This window comes from Pseudomonas lini, from assembly GCF_030812475.1.
GTDB classification, from domain to species: domain Bacteria; phylum Pseudomonadota; class Gammaproteobacteria; order Pseudomonadales; family Pseudomonadaceae; genus Aquipseudomonas; species Aquipseudomonas lini_A.
In genome coordinates, this window is sequence record NZ_JAUSSR010000001.1 from 342,257 (window position 1) to 364,190 (window position 21,934).

General features: G+C 59.8%; 19 protein-coding genes. 7 read left to right on the forward strand and 12 right to left on the reverse strand.

Annotation, left to right across the window (positions count from 1 at the left end; genetic code table 11):
• Positions 1-172: 172 nt before the first annotated feature.
• The 7 genes from J2W17_RS01705 to gcl form a co-directional block, all read right to left on the reverse strand.
• Entirely contained in the window at positions 173-997 is an 825-nt protein-coding gene (locus J2W17_RS01705; protein ID WP_307328216.1) for an ion transporter, read from the reverse strand.
• Between the two features lie 22 nt (positions 998-1,019).
• Positions 1,020-1,934 carry an urea transporter gene (locus J2W17_RS01710; protein ID WP_307328219.1) on the reverse strand — a complete coding sequence of 305 codons (915 nt, stop codon included), beginning with the start codon at positions 1,932-1,934 and terminating at the stop codon, positions 1,020-1,022.
• 145 nt (positions 1,935-2,079) lie between these two features.
• On the reverse strand, positions 2,080-3,495 hold the full coding sequence (gene pyk / locus J2W17_RS01715) for a pyruvate kinase (RefSeq protein ID WP_307328224.1): 1,416 nt from the start codon (positions 3,493-3,495) through the stop codon (positions 2,080-2,082).
• Complete coding sequence (locus J2W17_RS01720) at positions 3,485-4,765, reverse strand: glycerate kinase type-2 family protein (protein WP_307328227.1); 1,281 nt, start codon at positions 4,763-4,765, stop codon at positions 3,485-3,487. The genes pyk and J2W17_RS01720 overlap by 11 nt, the downstream gene beginning before the upstream one ends.
• Before the next feature lie 157 nt (positions 4,766-4,922).
• Complete coding sequence (locus J2W17_RS01725) at positions 4,923-5,813, reverse strand: 2-hydroxy-3-oxopropionate reductase (RefSeq protein WP_307328230.1); 891 nt, start codon at positions 5,811-5,813, stop codon at positions 4,923-4,925.
• A 136-nt stretch (positions 5,814-5,949) separates the two neighbouring features.
• Positions 5,950-6,732, reverse strand: coding sequence for a hydroxypyruvate isomerase (hyi, locus tag J2W17_RS01730; RefSeq protein WP_307328233.1), 783 nt, complete (start codon positions 6,730-6,732; stop codon positions 5,950-5,952).
• A gap of 131 nt (positions 6,733-6,863) precedes the next feature.
• Positions 6,864-8,639 (reverse strand): glyoxylate carboligase, encoded by a 1,776-nt coding sequence (gcl, locus tag J2W17_RS01735; protein WP_064679049.1) that lies wholly within the window; start codon positions 8,637-8,639, stop codon positions 6,864-6,866.
• Positions 8,640-8,905: 266 nt separating this feature from the next.
• Between gcl and J2W17_RS01740 the strand changes: the two genes are divergently transcribed.
• Both J2W17_RS01740 and J2W17_RS01745 read left to right on the forward strand, forming a co-directional pair.
• Positions 8,906-9,346 carry a GlcG/HbpS family heme-binding protein gene (locus J2W17_RS01740; protein WP_307328237.1) on the forward strand — a complete coding sequence of 147 codons (441 nt, stop codon included), beginning with the start codon at positions 8,906-8,908 and terminating at the stop codon, positions 9,344-9,346.
• A 211-nt stretch (positions 9,347-9,557) separates the two neighbouring features.
• Positions 9,558-10,016, forward strand: a complete 459-nt coding sequence (locus tag J2W17_RS01745) for an REP-associated tyrosine transposase (RefSeq protein WP_307328239.1) — start codon at positions 9,558-9,560, stop codon at positions 10,014-10,016.
• Between the two features lie 126 nt (positions 10,017-10,142).
• On the opposite strand, the gene J2W17_RS01750 is transcribed toward J2W17_RS01745, so the two are convergent.
• Complete coding sequence (locus J2W17_RS01750) at positions 10,143-10,751, reverse strand: TetR/AcrR family transcriptional regulator (protein ID WP_307328242.1); 609 nt, start codon at positions 10,749-10,751, stop codon at positions 10,143-10,145.
• A 134-nt stretch (positions 10,752-10,885) separates the two neighbouring features.
• Here J2W17_RS01750 and J2W17_RS01755 point away from each other — a divergent pair, with 134 nt between their 5' ends.
• Entirely contained in the window at positions 10,886-11,800 is a 915-nt protein-coding gene (locus tag J2W17_RS01755; RefSeq protein WP_307328247.1) for a DUF808 domain-containing protein, read from the forward strand.
• Between the two features lie 190 nt (positions 11,801-11,990).
• Here the strand turns inward: J2W17_RS01755 and J2W17_RS01760 are convergent, their stop codons facing one another.
• Both J2W17_RS01760 and J2W17_RS01765 read right to left on the reverse strand, forming a co-directional pair.
• Positions 11,991-12,779: an MlaA family lipoprotein gene (locus tag J2W17_RS01760; RefSeq protein WP_307328250.1), complete on the reverse strand. Its 789-nt coding sequence runs from the start codon at positions 12,777-12,779 to the stop codon at positions 11,991-11,993.
• Positions 12,772-14,070 (reverse strand): serine/threonine protein kinase, encoded by a 1,299-nt coding sequence (locus tag J2W17_RS01765; protein ID WP_307328254.1) that lies wholly within the window; start codon positions 14,068-14,070, stop codon positions 12,772-12,774. Before J2W17_RS01765 ends, J2W17_RS01760 begins: the two co-directional genes overlap by 8 nt.
• 223 nt (positions 14,071-14,293) lie before the next feature.
• On the opposite strand from J2W17_RS01765, the gene J2W17_RS01770 reads away from it, so the two are divergent.
• Positions 14,294-14,662, forward strand: a complete 369-nt coding sequence (locus tag J2W17_RS01770) for a hypothetical protein (protein WP_307328257.1) — start codon at positions 14,294-14,296, stop codon at positions 14,660-14,662.
• A gap of 142 nt (positions 14,663-14,804) precedes the next feature.
• Here the strand turns inward: J2W17_RS01770 and J2W17_RS01775 are convergent, their stop codons facing one another.
• On the reverse strand, positions 14,805-16,397 hold the full coding sequence (locus J2W17_RS01775) for a glycoside hydrolase family 17 protein (RefSeq protein ID WP_307329447.1): 1,593 nt from the start codon (positions 16,395-16,397) through the stop codon (positions 14,805-14,807).
• A gap of 298 nt (positions 16,398-16,695) precedes the next feature.
• Between J2W17_RS01775 and J2W17_RS01780 the strand changes: the two genes are divergently transcribed.
• The 3 genes from J2W17_RS01780 to J2W17_RS01790 all read left to right on the forward strand — a co-directional run bounded on the left by J2W17_RS01780 (position 16,696) and on the right by J2W17_RS01790 (position 19,719).
• Entirely contained in the window at positions 16,696-17,547 is an 852-nt protein-coding gene (locus J2W17_RS01780) for a glycine betaine ABC transporter substrate-binding protein (protein ID WP_307328260.1), read from the forward strand.
• Between the two features lie 205 nt (positions 17,548-17,752).
• Positions 17,753-18,064, forward strand: a complete 312-nt coding sequence (locus J2W17_RS01785) for a DUF485 domain-containing protein (RefSeq protein WP_307328263.1) — start codon at positions 17,753-17,755, stop codon at positions 18,062-18,064.
• Positions 18,061-19,719, forward strand: a complete 1,659-nt coding sequence (locus J2W17_RS01790; protein ID WP_307328266.1) for a cation acetate symporter — start codon at positions 18,061-18,063, stop codon at positions 19,717-19,719. Before J2W17_RS01785 ends, J2W17_RS01790 begins: the two co-directional genes overlap by 4 nt.
• 621 nt (positions 19,720-20,340) lie before the next feature.
• Here the strand turns inward: J2W17_RS01790 and gltA are convergent.
• A complete protein-coding gene (gltA, locus tag J2W17_RS01795; protein WP_307328269.1) occupies positions 20,341-21,630 on the reverse strand; it encodes a citrate synthase in 1,290 nt (429 codons plus the stop codon).
• Positions 21,631-21,934 lie beyond the last annotated feature (304 nt).

The following is a 21,934-nucleotide window of genomic DNA, read 5'->3' on the forward strand; positions in this document are numbered from 1 at the left end:
TGTTTGCCTGACGGAACGCGGCGCTCTTGAGACCTTCGCTGCGGTGCGACGATTCGACAAGCCAGCTCCTACAGGGGTTGTTTTTCAGTCATTAAAAAGAGGTGTTGCCACCGTTTTGCCAGCGACTATAGCCGGATGCCCATAGTCCTTTAAAGATTAAAAAGAGCTTTGCTTATTCCAGCTTCTTAAACAATGCGTTGCCACAGCGGGAGCAGAATGCCGCACCCTGTTCGTGGCTGTTTTTCTTGCACACCGGACAATCGGTCTGCTGCTGTTCACCGCGCATCGCGTTTGCCAGCTCGGCAGTGAAAATCCCGGTGGGCACGGCGATGATCGAGTAACCGGTAATCATCACCAAAGACGAAATTACCTGACCTAACGGTGTCTTGGGCACGATGTCGCCGAAACCTACAGTAGTCAGCGTCACAATAGCCCAATAGATGCCTTTGGGAATGCTGGTGAAGCCGTGTTCCGGTCCTTCGATTACATACATCAACGTGCCGAACACCGTGACCAGCGTGCAGACGCTGACCAGAAACACCACGATCTTCTGCTTGCTGCCGCGCAACGCCGACATCAGGTAGTTGGCTTGCTTCAGATACGGGCTGAGCTTGAGCACGCGGAAAATTCGCAGCATCCGGATGATCCGGATAATCAGCAAGTACTGCGCATCGCTGTAGTACAGCGCCAGGATCCCGGGCACGATCGCCAGCAAATCCACCAGCCCGTAGAAGCTGAACGCATAGCGCAAAGGCTTGGGCGAGCAATACAGGCGAAGGCCATATTCGATGGCGAAGATGAGGGTGAAGCCCCATTCGATATAGGCCAGTACGTCGGCGTAGTTCTGATGGATCGTGTCGATGCTGTCGAGCATCACGATCACCAGGCTGGCGAGGATGATCAACAACAGAATGCCGTCGAAGCGCCGCCCAGCCTTGGTGTCGCTCTGGAAAACCATGACGTAAAGCTCTTCACGCCAGTTTTTATTGCTGTCCATGGGGGAACGCCTGAACCGGGATTCAGCGAAGCCTAGGGTGATTCCCGGTGGTTGCGCAAGGCGCAGTGTCCTCGGCAGCCTGGCGCAGCACACGCATGCCCGCCCGGACCAGCCAGCAGGCAAGGATGAAAGGCGCGGTCAAGGTGACCAGGCCGAGTGCGGCGAAGCCTGGGGTGAGCAGTATTGCCAGGACAATCCCCAGCAAGGGCAGCCAGGGCTGGCGGCGAACATGGCTGAAGGCGAGGGCGGCGAGCACTGCGTTGTAACCGCCCAAACCCAGCAGCGCGCTTGAAGTGTCGTGATGCACAAGGGCGAAGCCAGCGCCGGCGACAGAACCCGATACCGCCCAAAGAAAGGCGCGACGATCAGCGATCAGCAAACCCGCGGCAATCAGCGCACCGGCCAGCGGATGACCCAGAAACATCACCTGACCGAGCCCTTTCAATGGCGCGGCGATCAGGTTGAGTGCGTTCATTTCAATCAGCGGCGCAGGTGGGGCCGGGGCGGCGAAGGTGAGTAGCAGCCAACTGATTCCGACAAAGGGCGCCGTGTAGGCGGGCAGGCAATGGTGATCGCGGGCGAGCTTGAGCCATTGTTGGGTGAGCATCGCACTCAGGCCGCCGGCAGCGATGATCAGTGGTGGCAGCATTGCTGACCAGGGGAAGTAAAGGCTCAGCAGCAAGCCGAGCAAAACACCGTTGTAACAGAACAGCCCGGCCTGGCGATCGGCCTTGGCGTAGCTGCGACGTTGGGCGGTGAGCAATCCGGCGACGCCGCCCAGCAGTGCACCGCCGAGCAGGGAGGGCGCGGTGAAAAGAATCGCCAACAGGCACAGCAGGCCGCACAGCGGGTGACGCTGGAGGAAGATCTGGCTGAAGCCGTTGAGCAGGGCAGTGGCCCAGTCGGGGCAGTGGGTGTTGAAGTGGTGGGCAGGCATGGCAAATCTGAAAGTCAGTGGGAACGCGTTGCCTGCTTCGCGAGCAGGCTCGCTCCCACACTGAATTTCTGTTCAGTCATGAATCTGTGGTGAACACAAATCCAGTGTGGGAGCGAGCCTGCTCGCGAAGAGGCCGGTACAGGCGCTAAATCAACGTCTCGATACGCAACGAATTAGTCGACCCCGGCTGCCCAAACGGCACACCCGCAGTGATCAATAACGTATCCCCGCGCTGAGCCATCCCCTGTGCCTGCGCAATCTCCAGCGCCGTCGAGCACACTTCGTCCACTTGCCGCAGCCGATCATTGACCACCGAGTGCACGCCCCATGCCACCGTCAACCGGCGCGCGGTCTGCCGGTTCGGCGTCAGGTTAAGGATCGGCACCGTCGGCCGTTCCCGCGCCGCACGCAGGCTCGAAGTCCCCGACTCGCTGTAATTGACCAGCACCGCCACCGGCAGCACGTTGCTGATGCGGCGGATTGCACAGCTGATGGCGTCGGATACCGTGGCCTCCGCCTTCGGTCGGCTGACGTCGAGTTGCGTCTGATAATCCGGGCCGTTTTCCACCTGGCGGATGATCTTGCTCATCATCTGCACCGCTTCGAGCGGGTACTCGCCGGACGCGGTTTCCGCCGACAGCATCACCGCGTCCGCGCCCTCGGCTACTGCGTTGGCAACGTCGGTCACCTCGGCACGGGTTGGTGCAGGGGAGAAGCGCATCGACTCCAGCATCTGCGTCGCCACCACCACCGGTTTGCCGAGCTGGCGGCAGATGCCGATGATGTTTTTCTGAATCTGCGGCACGCTTTCGGCCGGCACTTCCACCCCCAGGTCACCGCGGGCGACCATGATCGCGTCACTCAACTCGGCGATTTCCCGCAGCTGAGTCACCGCCGACGGCTTCTCGATCTTGGCCATCAAAAACGCTTTGTCGCCGATCAGTTCGCGAGCCTCGCGAATATCTTCCGGACGCTGTACGAACGACAGCGCCACCCAATCCACACCCAGTTCCAGGCCGAAGCTCAGGTCGCGGCGATCCTTGGTGGTCAGCGGGCTCAGCTCGAGCACCGCTTGCGGTACATTCACCCCTTTGCGGTCCGACAACTCGCCGCCATTGAGCACGGTGGTGTCGATGGCGTCGGCATATTTTGTGACCACGCGCAGCCGCAGTTTGCCGTCATCGAGCAACAGGTCCATGCCCGGTTCCAGCGCGGCGATGATTTCCGGGTGCGGCAGGTTGACCCGGCGCTGATCCCCCGGCGTCGGGTCCAGGTCCAGACGCAACGCCTGGCCGCGATGCAGTTGCACCTTGCCCTCGGCGAACTTGCCGACCCGCAGTTTCGGACCTTGCAGGTCCATCAGAATGCCCAGCGGATAATTCAGCTGGCGCTCGACTTCACGAATCCACTGGTAGCGCTGAGCGTGGTCGGCGTGATCGCCGTGGCTGAAGTTCAGGCGAAAGATGTTGACCCCGGCCTGTACCAACTCACGGATGTCGTCGATCCCGTCAGTGGCAGGGCCGAGGGTGGCGAGGATTTTGACCTTCTTGTCAGGCGTCATTTTCAGGGCTCTCGAGAATCAGGATGGCACGGAAGTCGTTGACGTTGGTGCGGGTCGGTTCAGTGACGATCAGCGCGTCCAGCGCCTCGAAATAGCCGTAGCCATTGTTGTTGTCCAACTCGTCGCTGGCGCTCAGGCCGAGGGCGGCGGCGCGGGCGTAGCTGTCCGGGGTCATGATCGCGCCGGCGTTGTCTTCGGAGCCATCGATGCCATCGGTGTCGCCGGCCAAGGCGTAGACGCCGGGCAGGCCTTTGAGGCTGTCGGTCAGGCTCAGCAGGAATTCGGCGTTGCGTCCGCCACGGCCATTGCCGCGTACGGTAACCGTGGTTTCACCGCCCGAGAGGATTACGCAGGGCGCCGCCAATGGTTGACCGTGCAGCACGACTTGACGGGCGATACCGGCGTGGACCTTGGCCACTTCGCGGGATTCGCCTTCCAGGTCGCCAAGGATCAGCGGGCTGAAGCCGGCTTGGCGCGCTTTCACCGCAGCGGCTTCAAGCGACTGTTGTGGACGAGCGATCAGCTGGAAGTGACTGCGCGCAAGGCTCGGGTCGCCGGGTTTGACCGTCTCCGATTCCGGGCTCTGCAACCAGTTGCGCACTGAGGCCGGGACTTCAATGGCGTAACGCTTGAGGATCGCCAGGGCTTCGGCGCAGGTGCTCGGGTCGGCCACGGTGGGGCCGGAGGCGATGACCGTGGCGAGGTCGCCCGGTACGTCGGAAATCGCATAGGTATAAACAGTGGCGGGCCAGCAGGCTTTGCCGAGGCGGCCGCCCTTGATTGCCGAAAGATGTTTGCGTACGCAGTTCATCTCGCCAATGGTTGCGCCGGATTTGAGCAGGGCCTTGTTGATCGATTGCTTGTCCGCCAGGGTAATACCGGCTGCGGGCAGGGCCAGCAATGCGGAGCCGCCGCCGGAGAGCAGGAAGATCACCCGGTCGTCTTCGGTCAAGTTGCTGACCAGTTCCAGCACGCGTTTGGCGACTGCCAGGCCGGCCGCATCAGGCACCGGATGCGCGGCTTCGACCACTTCGATTTTTTCGCACGGGGCGCCGTGACCGTAACGGGTCACAACCAGGCCGCTCACTTCACCCTGCCAGCAACGCTCGACCACCCGGGCCATGGCCGCCGCAGCTTTGCCGGCGCCGATGACGATCACCCGACCGCTGCGGTCAGTGGGCAAATGGGCTTCGAGGACTTGCTGTGGATGGGCGGCGTCGATGGCTGTGGCAAACAGCTCGCGCAGCAATTGTTGCGGATCGACCGACATGGCGGGCTCCCGGAATTCTTGTTATTGGAGAACGACTCGGTTCCCTGTAGGAGCCGGCTTGCTGCGGGCGGCGTTCCGACAATCCAGGCGACGCGGTCTGCCATGCACACCGAGTTGATGCCATCGCCAGCAAGCCGGCTCCTACAAAGGTATGACGTTACTTATCGCGAATAGAGAAATTCGCCATGTGTTCCAGGCCCTTGATCAGCGCCGAGTGGTCCCAGTTGCTGCCACCGATGGCCGCGCAGGTGCTGAACACTTGCTGGGTATTGGCGGTGTTCGGCAAATTGATCCCCAATTCGCGCGCACCGGCCAGGGCCAGGTTCAGGTCCTTCTGGTGCAGGCTGATGCGGAAGCCCGGGTCGAAGGTGCCTTTGATCATGCGCTCGCCGTGGACTTCGAGGATCTTCGACGACGCGAAGCCGCCCATCAGCGCTTCACGGACCTTGGCTGGATCGGCACCGTTCTTGGAGGCGAACAGCAGGGCTTCGGCCACGGCCTGGATGTTCAACGCGACGATGATCTGGTTCGCCACTTTCGCGGTCTGACCGTCGCCGTTGCCACCGACCAGGGTGATGTTCTTGCCCATGGCCTGGAACAGCGGCAAGACGCGTTCGAACGCATCGGCATCGCCGCCGACCATGATGCTCAGGGTCGCGGCTTTGGCGCCGACTTCACCGCCGGACACTGGTGCGTCGAGGTACTGCGCGCCTTTTTCGTTGATTTTCGCCGCGAAAGCCTTGGTGGCGGTCGGTGAGATCGAGCTCATGTCGATCACGACCTTGCCTTTGCCGACACCGGCTGCAACGCCGTCGGCGCGGAACAGCACATCGTCGACCTGCGGGGTATCCGGCACCATGATGATGATGAATTCGGCTTCCTGGGCAACTTCTTTCGGGTTGGCCAGGGCGACGGCGCCAGCGGCGATCAGGTCGGCCGGGGCAGCGTCGTGGTGCGCCGACAGGAACAGGCTGTGACCGGCTTTCTGCAGGTTCAACGCCATTGGGTGGCCCATGATGCCGGTGCCGATAAATCCGATTTTAGCCATGAGAAAATCCTCTTGTTTTGTGCTTTCTGTAGGAGCGAGCTTGCTCGCGAAAAACCTCAACGAAAACGCGTGCTGCCTGAGTAAACGCGGCGCCTGATCGTTCTTCGCGAGCAAGCTCGCTCCTACAGGTAATGGGTCAGATTGCGTTATGGGTTTTCAGCCAGCCCAGGCCGGCTTCGGTGGTGGTCAGCGGCTTGTATTCACAGCCAACCCAGCCCTGGTAACCAATACGGTCCAGGTGTTGGAACAGGAAGCGGTAGTTGATTTCACCGGAGCCCGGTTCGTTGCGCCCAGGGTTGTCGGCCAACTGGATGTGGTTGATTTCGCCCAGGTGCGCGGCCATGGTGCGGGCCAGGTCGCCCTCCATGATTTGCATGTGGTAGATGTCGTATTGCAGGAACAGGTTGGCGCTGCCGACCTGCTCGCGAATCGACAGGGCTTGCGCGGTGTTGTTCAGGTAGAACCCGGGGATGTCGCGGGTGTTGATCGCTTCCATCACCAGTTTGATGCCCGCCGCTTGCAGCTTGTCGGCCGCGTACTTGAGGTTGGCGACGAAGGTCTTTTCCACAGTGACATCGTCGACGCCCTGTGGACGGATACCCGCCAGGCAGTTGACCTGGGTATTGCCCAGCACTGTGGCATAGGCGATCGCCAGGTCGACACCGGCGCGAAACTCTTCGACCCGGTCCGGCAGGCACGCGATACCGCGCTCGCCCTTGGCCCAGTCACCGGCCGGCAGGTTGAACAGCACCTGGGTCAGGCCGTTGGCGTCGAGCCTGGCCTTGATCTCGGCGGAGCTGAAGTCATAAGGAAACAGGTATTCGACGCCACTGAAGCCGGCCTTGGCGGCCGCGTCGAAACGGGCAAGAAAATCCTGTTCGGTAAACAGCATGGACAGGTTGGCTGCGAAACGCGGCATGGTGGTCTCCCTTGAATTTGTGAGGTCCCCCCTGTAGGAGCCGGCTTGCTGGCGAAAGCGGTGTATCAATCGATGTGTCTGACACACCGCTTTCGCCAGCAAGCCGGCTCCTGCAGGGGAGCGTTCAGCTGTTAATCAAGCAACGAAATCGCCGTTGGTGCGTCGTTGCCGACCAGCGCCAGGTCTTCGAATTCGTTGACGGCGTTGATCTCGGTGCCCATGGAAATGTTGGTCACGCGCTCCAGGATAATCTCGACGATCACCGGTACCTTGAACTCTTCGATCAGTTCCTGGGCCCTGCGCAGGGCAGGCTGGATCTGAGCCGGTTCGAACACACGCAGCGCCTTGCAGCCGAGGCCTTCGGCCACCGCGACGTGATCGACCCCGTAACCGTTGAGTTCCGGAGCGTTCAGGTTATCGAAGGACAGCTGCACGCAGTAGTCCATGTCGAAACCGCGCTGGGCCTGACGGATCAGTCCCAGGTACGAATTGTTGACCACGACGTGGATGTACGGCAGCTTGAACTGTGCGCCCACCGCCAGTTCTTCGATCATGAACTGGAAATCATAGTCGCCCGACAGGGCCACGACCTTGCGGGTCGGGTCGGCCTTGACCACGCCCAGCGCCGCCGGAATGGTCCAGCCCAGAGGGCCTGCCTGACCGCAGTTGATCCAGTGACGCGGCTTGTAGACGTGCAGGAACTGCGCGCCTGCAATCTGCGACAGACCGATGGTGCTGACATAGCAGGTGTCTTTGCCGAACACCTGGTTCATTTCTTCATAAACACGCTGTGGCTTGACCGGCACGTTGTCGAAGTGAGTCTTGCGCTGCAGGCTGGCCTTGCGCTGCTGGCAATCCTGCAGCCAGGCGCTGCGGTTCTTCAGCTTGCCGGCGGCTTGCCATTCGCGAGCGACTTCGATGAACACGGTCAACGCGGCAGCGGCGTCGGACACAATGCCCAGGTCCGGGTTGAACACGCGGCCGATTTGCGTCGGCTCGATGTCGACGTGGATGAACTTGCGGCCTTCGGTGTAGACGTCGATCGAACCGGTGTGACGGTTGGCCCAACGGTTGCCGACGCCCAGCACCACATCCGACTTCAGCAGCGTGGCGTTGCCGTAGCGGTGTGAAGTCTGCAGGCCGACCATGCCGACCATCAGCGGGTGATCGTCCGGGATGGTGCCCCAGCCCATCAGGGTCGGAATGACGGGAATCCCGGTCAGCTCGGCGAACTCCACCAGCAACTCGCTGGCATCGGCATTGATGATGCCGCCACCGGCGACCAACAGTGGGCGCTCAGCCTGATCGAGCATGGCCAGGGCCTTCTCGATCTGCACGCGGTTGGCGGTGGGCTTGGCCAGCGGCAGCGGCTCGTAGGCATCGATGTCGAATTCGATTTCGGCCATCTGCACGTCGAACGGCAAATCGATCAACACCGGGCCTGGACGACCGGAGCGCATTTCGTAGAAGGCTTTCTGGAACGCGTACGGTACCTGGCCCGGCTCCATGACGGTGGTCGCCCACTTGGTCACTGGCTTGACGATGGCGGTGATGTCGACCGCCTGGAAGTCTTCCTTGTGCATACGGGCGCGGGGTGCTTGCCCGGTGATGCACAGGATCGGGATCGAGTCGGCCGAGGCGCTGTAGAGCCCGGTGACCATGTCGGTCCCGGCAGGACCGGAAGTGCCGATGCACACGCCGATGTTGCCGGCCTTGGTCCGGGTGTAGCCCTCGGCCATGTGCGAGGCGCCTTCAACGTGGCGAGCGAGGACGTGATCGATGCCACCGACCTTCTGCAAGGCGGAGTACAGCGGGTTGATCGCGGCGCCGGGGATGCCAAAAGCGGTATCAACCCCTTCACGGCGCATCACCAGAACGGCGGCTTCGATTGCTCTCATTTTGCTCATGGTTTTGTGCCTCTTACGTTTTGTAATTGTATACAAGTGGCTTTGCGCAGAGTGTATTCACGGCGGACGGCGCAGGTCAATCCATTTTCTCAAGCATCCGTTTCATTCGTCGGAAGGCCTATCTGCTGTGGCTTTTCGTCGCATGTGGCGCTTTACGATAATTATTGTATACAAAAAAATAGTGCTTTGTGTTCTATTTGTTGCATCGGACTACGAAACGAAAACCAGTCCAACGGCTTTCCCTATAACAAAATGAGGACAGCACCATGAGCGCTTTAACCTTGAAAGTCGCAGTCAACCTGACCACTCAGGCCATCGCCGCCGGGCGTGCAATCGCCGCGGCCCCATTGACCATCGCCGTACTGGATGCCGGCGGGCACCTGGTCTCCCTGCAACGCGAAGACGGCGCCAGCCTGCTGCGCCCGCAGATCGCCATCGGCAAAGCCTGGGGCGCCATCGCGCTGGGCAAGGGCTCACGCCTGCTGGCGCTGGACGCCCAACAGCGCCCGGCGTTTATCGCGGCCTTGAACAGCCTGGGGCAGGGCAGTGTCGTGCCGGCGCCGGGTGGGGTGTTGATTCGCGATCAGGACGGGAATGTGCTGGGGGCGGTGGGGATCAGCGGGGATTTGTCGGATGTGGATGAACAGTGTGCGATCAGTGCGATCGAGGCGCTGGGGTTGCGGGCGGATGCGGGGGTGACGGCTTGATCTTGTAGCGCCTGAACCGCCGCCATCGCGAGCAAGCTCGCTCCCACAGTGGATTTGGGAAGAACACAAAAATTGTGAGCACCCGAAACCCCTGTGGGAGCGAGCTTGCTCGCGATGGCGTTCTGCCGGACACATCCAGCTAAAAATCTGCCTCGCTTCCATGCATACACAGTTCTAGCCTTCCTCATGACTCAATGAGAGAGGCAAAGGAATGCCAGATCTTCCAGCTTCACATCGTCTGCGCCTTGGGCGCTTTGCTGAATCAAACCGCATCTATCTATTGACCACCAATACACTTGGTCGAGCGCCTGTCTTCAAAGATTTCTCTCTGGGTCGGCTGATTGTGAGTCAGTTTCGTCATGCCCAAAATCAGGGTTGGGCGATTTCATTGGCTTGGGTCGTGATGCCTGATCATTTTCACTGGTTGATCGAGCTGCAGCAGGGATCATTGAGTGAACTGATGCAAAAGACCAAATCATTGAGTACTCGATCGGTAAATATGGCCACCGGTCGAAAGGGCAGTCTTTGGCAGCAGGGCTATCATGATCGAGCGCTGCGTCGTGAAGAAGACTTGGTGAAGCAGGCTCGGTATGTTGTGGCGAACCCATTGCGGGCGGGACTGGTGGAGAAGCTTGGCGACTATCCGTTGTGGGATGCAATTTGGCTTTGATCAGATACCGAGTTGCCCCTATCGCGAGCAAGCCCGCTCCCACAAGGATTGTTGGCGTTCACATATTTTGTGTTCAACCCAAATCTACTGTGGGAGCGGGCTTGCTCGCGAATGGAGCACTGCGGTCTAACGATCCGGCTCACACCCCTTCAACACCAACCGGATAATCGTCTGCGCCGCCGCTTCATAGTCTTCTTCATCGAGCTTGGCTTTGCCGGTGATGGCAGTGATCTGCCAGTCGAAGTCGGCATAGGTCTGGGTCGCGGCCCAGATGCTGAACATCAGGTGGTTGGGGTCGATGGGGGCGATCTGGCCGCGGTCGATCCAGGTCTGGATGCAGTCGATGTTGTGCTTGGCCTGGCCGTTGAGCTGTTCGACCAGGTCGGGACTCAGGTGCGGGGCGCCGTGCATGATTTCGCTGGCAAATACCTTGGAGGCGAAAGGCAGGTCGCGGGAGATGCGGATTTTCGAGCGGATGTAGCCGCTCAGCACTTCACTGGGTACGCCGTCGGCATTGAATGGCGTCGAAGCCTGCAGGATCGGTTCGATGATACTTTCCAGGACCTCGCGGTAGAGGTTTTCCTTGGATTTGAAGTAGTAGTAGACGTTGGGCTTGGGCAATCCCGCCTTGGCTGCGATGTCACTGGTTTTGGTCGCAGCGAAGCCCTTGTCGGCAAATTCTTCACTGGCGGCACGCAGGATCAATTCTTTGTTGCGCTCGCGGATAGTGCTCATAAACCAGGTGGTTCCTTGCCTGTACTGGCGGTTGCGCATGGTAGCACCGGCCTCGCGCGACGCTCAAGAATGCCCCGCAGCCGGTTGAGCCGCGCTATGCTGCGCAGCATTCATTCGAGAAGGAAACCTGATTCATGGCAGGAAGCAGTTTGCTGTTGCTGATCGACGACATTGCCGCGGTACTGGACGATGTGGCGTTGATGACCAAAATGGCAGCGAAGAAGACTGCCGGCGTACTCGGTGACGATCTGGCGCTCAACGCCCAGCAGGTCAGCGGCGTACGCGCCGAGCGGGAAATCCCGGTGGTATGGGCGGTGGCCAAGGGCTCGTTCATCAACAAGCTGATCCTGGTGCCGTCCGCCCTGGCGATCAGTGCGTTCATTCCGTGGCTGGTCACGCCGTTGTTGATGGTCGGCGGCGCCTACCTGTGTTTCGAAGGGTTCGAGAAACTCGCCCACAAGTTCCTGCACAGCAAGGCCGAGGATCAGGCCGAGCATGCGGAGCTGGTCGAAGCGGTCGCCGATCCGGCAATCGATCTGGTGGCGTTCGAGAAAGACAAGATCAAGGGCGCGATTCGCACCGACTTCATCCTTTCAGCGGAAATCATCGCCATCACCCTGGGCACCGTGGCGGACGCCTCGCTGACCCAGCAGGTCATCGTGCTGTCGGGTATTGCCATCGTCATGACCATCGGCGTCTACGGCTTGGTGGCCGGTATCGTCAAGCTCGACGACCTGGGTTTGTGGCTGACCCGGAAACCCGGGCAGATGGCCAAAAGCATCGGCGGCGGGATTTTGCGCGCGGCACCGTACATGATGAAAAGCCTGTCGGTGATCGGCACGGCGGCTATGTTCCTGGTGGGCGGCGGGATCCTGACCCATGGCGTGCCGGTGGTTCATCACTGGATTGAAAGCGTCAGCGCGGGGGCGGGCGGTGCCGGGTTTATCGTGCCGACGTTGTTGAATGCGGTGGCGGGGATTGTGGCAGGTGCGGTGGTGTTGGCCGGGGTGATGGTTGTCAGCAAAATCTGGAAAACAGTGAAAGGCTGAAGCCTGACACTGTTCAACTGTGGGAGCGAGCTTGCTCGCGATAGCGGTGGGTCAGTCACATATATGGCGACTGACACTGCCCTATCGCGAGCAAGCTCGCTCCCACAGGGGATTGGTGGTGTTTGAAGTTGCGCGCATGAAAAAGGCCATTCGATCCGCATCGAATGGCCTTTTTTTGTGGCCGATGGCGTTACTCGGCGATCTGCAGCTTGCGCGATTCGGTGTACACGTAACGCACCTTCTCGTACTCGAACGGCGTATTCAGCTGGCCGTAGCGAAAGCCGGTCTGATAACGCTTGTCGACGCTGCGCAGGAGCCAGACCTCGGGATGGTTGGAGCTGACTTCGGCGACGTTCAGGAAGTTGATCGCGTTCTCGGCGGTGAAGTCCACGGCCAGGCCGCCGGTGTCGCGGATGTTCGAAGGGCCGAGGATCGGCAGCACGAAGTAGGCGCCACCCGGTACCCCATAGAAGCCCAGGGTCTGACCGAAGTCTTCGTTCTGGCGCGGCAAGCCCATGGCCGTGGCCGGGTCCCACAGGCCGGCGATGCCGACGGTGGTGTTGAGCAGCAGGCGCGCGGTGGTTTCCATCGAGCGCTTGCCCTTGAACTGCAGCAGGCTGTTCATCAGGTTCGGCACATCACCGAGGTTGTTGAAGAAATTGCTGACGCCGGTGCGCAGGAAACTCGGGGTGATGTAGCGATAACCGTCCACCACGGGCAGGAACACCCATTGGTCGAAGCGGTAGTTGAAGTGGTAGACGCGGCGGTTCCACTCCTCCAGCGGGTCGTAGACGTTCAGCGCGTTGAGCGTCGAGCGCTCGAACTCGCGCTGATCCAGCCCCGGGTTGAATTTGAGTTTGCTCAGCGGTTCCTTGAAGCCGTCACTGTCGATCACGACCGGAGCATTGGCTTTGCTGTTGTCGGCACTGGCGACGCCTGCACAGAGTAACGCTGCGATAAGCAGGAGATATTTAGCCACGGAAGAACTCCAGCATGGCGTCGCTGTTGACGCGGTAATTAAGGTTGCCGCAGTGGCCGCCCAGTGGATAAACAGTCAAGCGATCGCCGAAGGTCTTGCGCAGGAAACCAAGGTCGCCAGGGCCGAGGATTACGTCGTCGGCGTTGTGCATGACCGCGATTTTCGGGCTGTCGCGCAGGTAGTCCTTCAGCGCGTACAAACTGACCTGGTCGATCAGTTGCAGCAGGCTGCCGCCATCGGTGCGGGCGCGCCACATCGGGATGACCTGCTCGGTGATGTAGCAGTCGAAGTCGCATTGCAGCGCGCGCTTGAGGAACGGCGTGAGGGTGGTGCCTTCAGTGATCGGGTATTTCGGCGGCGTGATCAGGCCGCGGCGGTTGATGAGGTCCGAGGTAAAGGCGATATCGGCCGCCGAGAAGCGGAACGAGGTGCCGATCAGCATGGCCATCTGTTCGTTGCTCAGGTGTTGCTTGGACTGCTGGAAGTCGTAGAGCAGGGCATCGTTGAGGTCGATGTAGCCCTTTTGCTGGAAGTAGCGGGTGAGCTTGTCCAGCACCAATTCATAAAAGGTGGTGGAGTTGTTGATGCCCTTGACCTCGGTCTGGACCAGCTTGTCCAGATTGGTGATCGAGGTATAGAGGTTGACCGGCGGGTTGAGCAGCAGGACTTTCTTGAAGTTGAAGCTGCGACGGGTTTCGTCGAGGTGAGCGACGAATGCTGCGTCCAGTGCGCCCAGGCTGTAGCCGGTCAGGTAGTAGTCGGTGACGGCGACGTTGGGGTTTTGCGCCCGCACGGCCTGCATCACCCGGTACATGTCTTCGGCGTCTTCCTTGGTGATGCCGGGCGTGGCAAAGCGCGAGGCAGCACTCATGAAGTCGAAGCTGGTGGGCGACGACAATTGCACCACGTGGTAGCCGGCCTTGTAGTAAAGCTTCTTCAGGTATTCGTTGAGGGTACTGTCATAGCGCGCGCCGGTACCGGCGATCAGAAAGATCAGCGGCGCGGCTTTATCCTGGGTGGCAATGCGGTAAGTCAGCTTCTTCACCGGCCAGAAGTTGTCCGGCAGCTGGAACTCACGTTCCGGGCGCAACGTGACGCTGCGGGTTGCCTGATCGATGTCATCGTCAAGCGGCAACTCCGGGCGCAGGTCCGGCGGCGTCGTGGCGATAGTCGCCTCGAACGGGTTGGTCAAGGGATAGCCATAACTGGCGGCGTCAATATCGACCGCCAGTGCGGACGCACTCAAAATAACGCCGCCAAACAGGGCGGCGAAGCGCAAGGAACGGAGCATGACTGGATCCCTTAGAGGAAGGTGCCGAATGAAGTTCGCAGGCTATGACCACGGGTTTTGGGTCAAAGTGCCATGGAGCGGCACCAATCAGGCCTGATTCGGAGCAATGGTAGCTGGACGATACACTTTGCAGCCGTTCCATGACCAGTTATCTGTGTCACGCGCTTGCTAACTGCTGCGGGGAGATTAAGCTGGCCGCCGTTTTCGCTTATTGGAGTGCTTCATGTCCCGCCGCCTGCCCGTGATTCTACTGCTTGTTTTGCTGCCATTATGGCTAGCCGCCAGTTATGGCGCGCGTTATGGCTTCATGGAAGATGCGCAGTGGGTCGGCATCTGTGTGGACGAAGCGAACCGCTGGGAATGCCAGGTCCGTTCAAACCTGGGGCTGATGATTCATTTCCGGATGTTGGGCTGGACTGCGTTGGCGGCGGCGATGATCGGTTTTGTACTGCCGGGGCGGGCGGGGTGGTGGTTGGCCGTGTTGGCGTTGGTGTTCGGCTTGCCGGCGCTGGCGTTGTACAACACTACGTTGGCGGTTTTTGCGGTGGTGATTGCTGCACTGCGTCTGGTCCGGGCTTCCTCTAGCGTTTGATAGTCAGTCTTCGTCGGATCGCCGCCCGGAGCAAGCCCGCTCCCACAGTTGATCTGCGTCGCACACGGAATGTGTGTTCACTGAAGACTCAGTGTGGGAGCGGGCTTGCTCGCGAAGAGGCCAGTTGCCGCGCTGAAGACTACTACTTGCGAACCCGCAAACTGCGCCACAACGCTGCAACCATCAAAACACTCACCAGCGCCCAACCCAGGGCCTGCTGGTTCTGCAAACCTTCCTGATACAACTGCGGCGCAATCCCCGCACCGATGATGAAGGTCAGCAAGGCTATCTCCCGGCGCGGCACGCTCACCGGACGGCACAGGTACACCAGCGCCGGCAGGACGAACGCAACACTCGGGAAGCTGCGATATCGCGGATCGAACACCAGTTCCAGCATCGTCACCGCCGCGGCGAACCCTGCTGCTGTCAGCCACCAGCCAGCCCGACGTTCCAGGAAGTTGAATGCCCGTTCACGCCAGCCGGTACGGGCGCTCAACGTCAGTGCCGCATGAGCCAGCACCAGCAGGTTCAACGCCGTTAGCAAAGCGACCCACAGCCACTCACTGGCGAAACGGGTGGTGACACGGGCCAGGTCGCCCCAGGCGCCGATAGAGCAGGCGGCCAGCGCACCGAGCAGTGGCAGCACCAGGGCCGCGCGCGTGCTGCGTACACGACCGCCGAGTATCAGCGTGCCGAGGAAGATCAAGCCACCAACCGCCAGCCACTGCGACCAGTACGGTACGTTCGACACCGGACCGGCCAGCACGCCCTTGTCCTGGCGATCGGCATCGAACAGCCCCCAGTATCCGCCGACCGCACCTTCGCTCGCGCGTTTCCACGGTTGGTCGAATGCTTCGATCAGGTTGTAGTGCCAGCCTTGCTGTTCGGCCATGATCACAAAATTACGAATGAACCTGGCTTCGTTGACCCGGCTTGGCAGGGCTGTTTCACGTTGACGGCCTTCGCTCGGCCAGCCGGTTTCACCAATCATCACGTCTTTGGGCGCGAACCTGTTGCCAAACACCTGACGCACTTCGGCCACATGTTGCAGCGCGGCGTCGATGTTCGAGGGATCATCTTCCCAGTACGGCAGCAAATGGATGGTCAGAAAGTCAACCGCCGGGGCCACTTCCGGGTGCTTGAGCCAGAATTCCCAGACGTCGGCATAAGTGACAGGTTGTTTGACCTGGCTTTTTACCTTGTTGATCAGCTTGGCCAGCTGCGCCCCCGTGATTTCCTTGCGCAACAGGGTCTCGTTGCCAACGATGACCGAGGTCACCACGTCCGCGTTGGCATTGGCCGAGGCGATCAGCAGGTCGACTTCTTTCGCGGTGTCCACCGGGTTGCTGTTGACCCAGGCACCGATCATCAACTTCAGACCGTGCTTGCGCGCCAGATCGGGCACCGCCTCGAGGCCGGTCATGGAATAGGTACGAATGCATTGGAAACTTTTGGCCAGCAACGCGAGGTCGGCGTCCATGCGTTCGGGGCGCAGGTTGAACGGCACGTCGAATGGCGACTGGTCCTTGTCGAACGGGGTGTAGGAGGCACATTGCAGCTTGTGCGTCGCGCTGGCGACGTCCGGCAGAATCACGGGCTTGCCGAGGCCGTACCAGAAACCACTCAAGGCAAATAGCCCCAGCAGGCAGGCAAATAGATAAGCAAAAAAAGGAAAACGCGATGTCGCGGGCATGGTCAGGACGTCTGGGAGCAAAGCCGCGCATGTTACCTGTATTTGCAGCGCGTCAGGTGCCCTGCATGATTTTGACATGCAAAGTTCGGGCGGATTGGCCGAGGGGCTTTCAGTGGTCTAGATTAATGGCGTTCTGATGTCGTTTCTCGATGCCTTGAGGTCGCTGGCAGAGCAGGTCGCAGTTGTCGTCAGGTTGATTATCGAGGCGTCAGCGCTCTCATGGCAAATCGCGCTGAAGTTGAACGAGTTTGCGGTGCGGCGTGATGGGGCGCCGCGCACTATAACAATACATTGACGCGACTCGGCATCCGTCGAGCGCAGCACTTTCGGGGAAGTAACGATGAAGATGCGACGACTTTTAGGCGTGAGTGCCGCTCTGGTGCTTGCGATTGGCTCCACCCAGGCGATGGCCGCGAAGGGAGCCGTAACCATCGGTTACGTCGACGGCTGGTCCGACAGCGTTGCGACCACCCATGTGGCCGCCGAAGTGATCAAGCAGAAACTCGATTACGACGTGAAGCTGCAAGCGGTCGCCACCGGGATCATGTGGCAGGGTGTGGCCACTGGCAAACTCGACGCCATGCTCTCGGCCTGGCTGCCGGTCACTCACGGCGATTACTGGACCAAGAACAAGGACCAGGTGGTCGACTACGGCCCGAACTTCAAGGACGCCAGGATCGGTTTGATCGTGCCGGAGTACGTCAAGGCCAAGTCGCTTGAAGATCTGAAAACCGACGACACCTTCAAGAAACGCATTGTTGGCATCGACGCCGGTTCGGGCGTGATGCTCAAGACCGAGCAGGCGATCAAGGACTACGATCTGACCGGCTATCAACTCAAGGCCAGTTCCGGCGCCGGCATGATTGCCGAGCTGACCCGTGCCGAGAAGAAACAGGAATCCATTGCCGTCACGGGTTGGGTGCCGCACTGGATGTTCGCCAAGTGGAAACTGCGCTTCCTGGACGACCCTAAAGGCGTTTATGGCGCGGCCGAGACCGTAAACAGCATTGGTAGCAAAGGCCTGGAAGCCAAGGCGCCGGAAGTGGTCAAGTTCCTGAAAAACTTCCAGTGGGCGTCGAAAGACGAAATCGGCGAAGTGATGCTGGCGATTCAGGAAGGCGCCAAGCCTGAAGCGGCGGCGAAGGACTGGGTGGCCAAACACCCGGAACGCGTTGCAGACTGGACCAAATGATTTGAGTTGACGCTTCTGGTCAGCACCTCTCAAGGCCGCTTGGCATTACGCCAAGCGGCCTTTGCTTTTCTGTAGGAGCAAGCTCGCTCCTACAGTTTGGCGATTCTGTCATGTCGTTCTAATACTAAGGTCGTCTGGAACCTGCCCCGCAGCCGCATAGAGTGGATGACGTTACAACTTCATCTGTGCTGCGAGGATAAAAACAATGAACGACAGCATTTACCTCTCGATTCAAAACAGCCCGCGCTTCAAGGAGCTGGTTAGTAAGCGAGAAAGGTTCGCCTGGATTCTTTCGGCGATCATGCTTGGGCTTTACTCCGGATTCATCCTGTTGATTGCTTACGGGCCGCATCTCCTGGGCGCGAAAATCAGTCCTGAATCATCGATTACCTGGGGCATACCCATTGGTGTCGGGCTGATTCTCTCGGCCTTTATCCTGACGGCAATCTACGTACGACGCGCCAATGGCGAATTCGACGACCTGAACAATGCGATTCTCAAGGAGGCTCAGCAATGATCCGGCGTCTAATGGCTCTATTGAGCATCGCAGCCTTTGCACCTGGCGCCTGGGCCGCTGAAGCCCTGACTGGCGAAGTGCACAAGCAACCGCTCAACGTATCCGCAATCCTGATGTTCGTGGCGTTCGTCGGCTTGACCCTGTGCATCACTTACTGGGCTTCCAAGCGCAACAATTCGGCAGCCGACTACTATGCGGCAGGTGGCAAGATCACCGGCTTCCAGAACGGTCTGGCGATTGCCGGTGACTATATGTCCGCGGCATCCTTCCTGGGTATTTCCGCCCTGGTGTTCACCTCCGGCTACGACGGCCTGATCTACTCGATCGGCTTCCTGGTGGGCTGGCCGATCATTCTGTTCCTGATCGCCGAGCGCCTGCGTAACCTGGGTAAATACACCTTTGCCGACGTGGCGTCCTACCGCCTGGGGCAAACCCAGATCCGCACGCTGTCCGCTTGCGGCTCGCTGGTGGTGGTAGCGTTCTACCTGATCGCGCAAATGGTCGGTGCCGGCAAGCTGATCCAGCTGCTGTTCGGTCTCGACTACTACGTTGCCGTGATCCTGGTCGGTATCCTGATGTGCATGTACGTGCTGTTCGGCGGCATGCTGGCGACGACTTGGGTGCAGATCATCAAGGCCGTGTTGCTGCTGTCCGGTGCCTCGTTCATGGCGCTGATGGTCATGAAGCACGTCAACTTCGACTTCAGCGCGCTGTTCTCCGAGGCGATCAAGGTTCACCCTAAAGGTGAGGCGATCATGAGCCCGGGCGGCCTGGTAAAAGATCCGGTCTCCGCGTTTTCCCTTGGCCTGGCCCTGATGTTCGGTACCGCTGGCCTGCCGCATATCCTGATGCGCTTCTTCACCGTGAGTGACGCGAAAGAAGCTCGCAAGAGCGTGCTGTACGCAACCGGCTTCATCGGCTACTTCTACATCCTGACCTTCATTATCGGCTTCGGCGCGATCCTGCTGGTCAGCACCAACCCTGCCTTCAAAGATGCGGCTGGCGCGCTGTTGGGCGGCAACAACATGGCGGCGGTGCACCTGGCCAATGCGGTGGGTGGCAGTATTTTCCTGGGCTTCATCTCGGCGGTAGCGTTCGCGACCATTCTGGCAGTGGTTGCCGGTCTGACGCTGGCCGGTGCCACGGCGGTGTCCCACGATCTTTACGCCAGTGTGATCAAGAAGGGCAAGGCCAACGACAAGGATGAGATCCGCGTCTCGAAAATCACCACCGTCTGCCTGGGTGTGCTGGCGATCGGTCTGGGTATCCTGTTCGAAAGCCAGAACATCGCGTTCATGGTAGGTCTGGCATTCTCGATCGCGGCGAGCTGTAACTTCCCGGTGCTGTTGCTTTCCATGTACTGGAAGAAGCTGACCACCCGTGGGGCGATGATCGGTGGCTGGTTAGGTCTGATCAGTGCCGTTGGCTTGATGGTGCTTGGGCCGACCATCTGGGTGCAGATTCTGCATCACGAGAAGGCTATCTTCCCGTATGAGTACCCGGCGCTGTTCTCCATGGCCATTGCGTTCATCGGCATCTGGTTCTTCTCGATCACCGACAAGTCGAAAGCGGCTGACAATGAGCGGGCGCTGTTCTTCCCGCAGTTCGTTCGTTCGCAGACCGGGTTGGGGGCGAGTGGGGCGGTTGCTCACTAAGGCTTCGGGTTTGTATATATAAGCTGAGCTGGATGAAATGCCCCGGTCGAGAGATCGGGGCATTTTTTTGTGGGCGGTTATCGCGCGCTACTTTGGTTGCGATCATTATTGGATCTGGCTTGGTGGATCGCCGTACTGCAGCGAAGGGCTCGGCCTGATGAGTTGTGAAGAGCGCGGGTGTACGCCGATCCATTGTAGGAGCGAGCCTGCTCGCGATGGTCGTTAACGATTACGCGTGTTTACTGGTAAAACGCGGCGCTCTTGAGTCCATCGCGAGCAAGCTCGCTCCTACAGGGGACACGTACGCTCGAGGGATAGGCCGGCCGGTAGGCCGCCTCGCTTTGGCTTTTGCGGTGTACGCCCCCTCGAGGGCATGCCGAGCACTAGCGAGGCACCGAACGACAGGGGCAAGAGCGCTTGGTTACTTGGCGCTTCTCCAAGTGACCCGCCGTAAGGGCGGAACCCTAAGTCGCCGTGACCAAAAAAACGGATATGTACACAGCCAGACAGCCCGGTCGGCCCAAAGGCCGCCGCGCATCCCAAAAGGCGCACAAACAAAAACGGCCCCTATAAACAGAGGCCGTTCCCGGTACAGCTCAAGACATCATCGCAAGACAGGTCTTATTTGCGGTCTTCCAGATCTGGAATGTCACGCGACTCGTAGCCGGTGTACAACTGCCGCGGACGGCCGATCTTGTACGGGCTGGAGAGCATTTCTTTCCAGTGGGAGATCCAGCCGACGGTCCGCGCCAAGGCGAAGATCACGGTGAACATGCTGGTTGGAATGCCGATCGCCTTGAGGATGATCCCCGAGTAGAAGTCGACGTTCGGGTACAGCGAGCGCTCGATGAAGTACGGGTCGGTCAGGGCGATCTCTTCCAGGCGCATGGCCAGTTCGAGTTGCGGATCGTTGGTAATGCCCAACTCTTTCAGCACTTCGTCGCAGGTCTGCTTCATCACGGTGGCGCGTGGGTCGCGGTTTTTGTAGACCCGGTGACCGAAGCCCATTAGTTTGAACGGATCGTCCTTGTCCTTGGCCTTGGCGATGTACTGGTCGATGTTCGAGACATCGCCAATTTCGTCAAGCATGGACAGGACGGCTTCGTTCGCGCCGCCGTGGGCAGGGCCCCACAGTGCAGCGATACCGGCGGCGATACAGGCGAACGGGTTGGCACCCGACGAACCGGCCAGGCGCACGGTGGAGGTCGATGCGTTCTGCTCGTGGTCGGCATGGAGGATGAAGATCTTGTCCATGGCCTTGGCGAGTACCGGGCTGATCGGTTTGATCTCGCACGGGGTGTTGAACATCATGTGCAGGAAGTTTTCCGCGTACGTCAGATCGTTGCGCGGGTACATCATGGGTTGACCCATGGAGTACTTGTAAACCATCGCTGCCAGGGTCGGCATCTTGGCCACCAGGCGGACCGCGGAGATTTCGCGATGCTGGGGGTTCTTGATGTCCAGGGAGTCGTGGTAGAAGGCCGAGAGGGCGCCGACTACACCGCACATGACGGCCATCGGGTGGGCGTCGCGACGGAAGCCGTTGAAGAAGGTCTTCAACTGCTCGTGAACCATGGTGTGGTTCTTCACGGTGCTGACGAAGTGGGCCTTCTGTTCTGCGGTCGGCAACTCGCCGTTGAGCAGCAGATAGCAGGTTTCCAGGTAGTCCGACTTTTCAGCCAACTGTTCGATCGGGTAGCCGCGGTGCAGCAGGATGCCGTTATCGCCGTCGATATAGGTGATCTTCGACTCGCAGGAAGCGGTCGACATGAAGCCAGGGTCAAAGGTGAAACGGCCCGTGGCCGTCAGGCCCCGAACATCGATAACATCGGGACCAACGGTGCCGGTTAAAATGGGCAGCTCGACGGGGGCAGCGCCCTCGATGATCAACTGCGCTTTTTTGTCAGCCATGTGGCCTCCTATTTATGCTTGAAATCATCAGACAGACCCCCCACGCAGGGCCCGCACCACTATAGTGAGATAAATTCGAATGTCAATTTGACTAAACTCTTGCTCCAGAAGGCTTTAACCCGACTTTTTCCTCGAAATTGACTGCCATTTACGCCTTTTATCCAACTTGTGCAATGCGCTATTAGGGGAAGGTGAACGCGTTGTCATTAGTGACCTAACTGTCTATACTCGGCCACCGACCGCCAGGGGCTTTTGGGCCTGCTTTATTGGGGGTCGCATCCCTGGGTGGTGGTTACCTGACCAG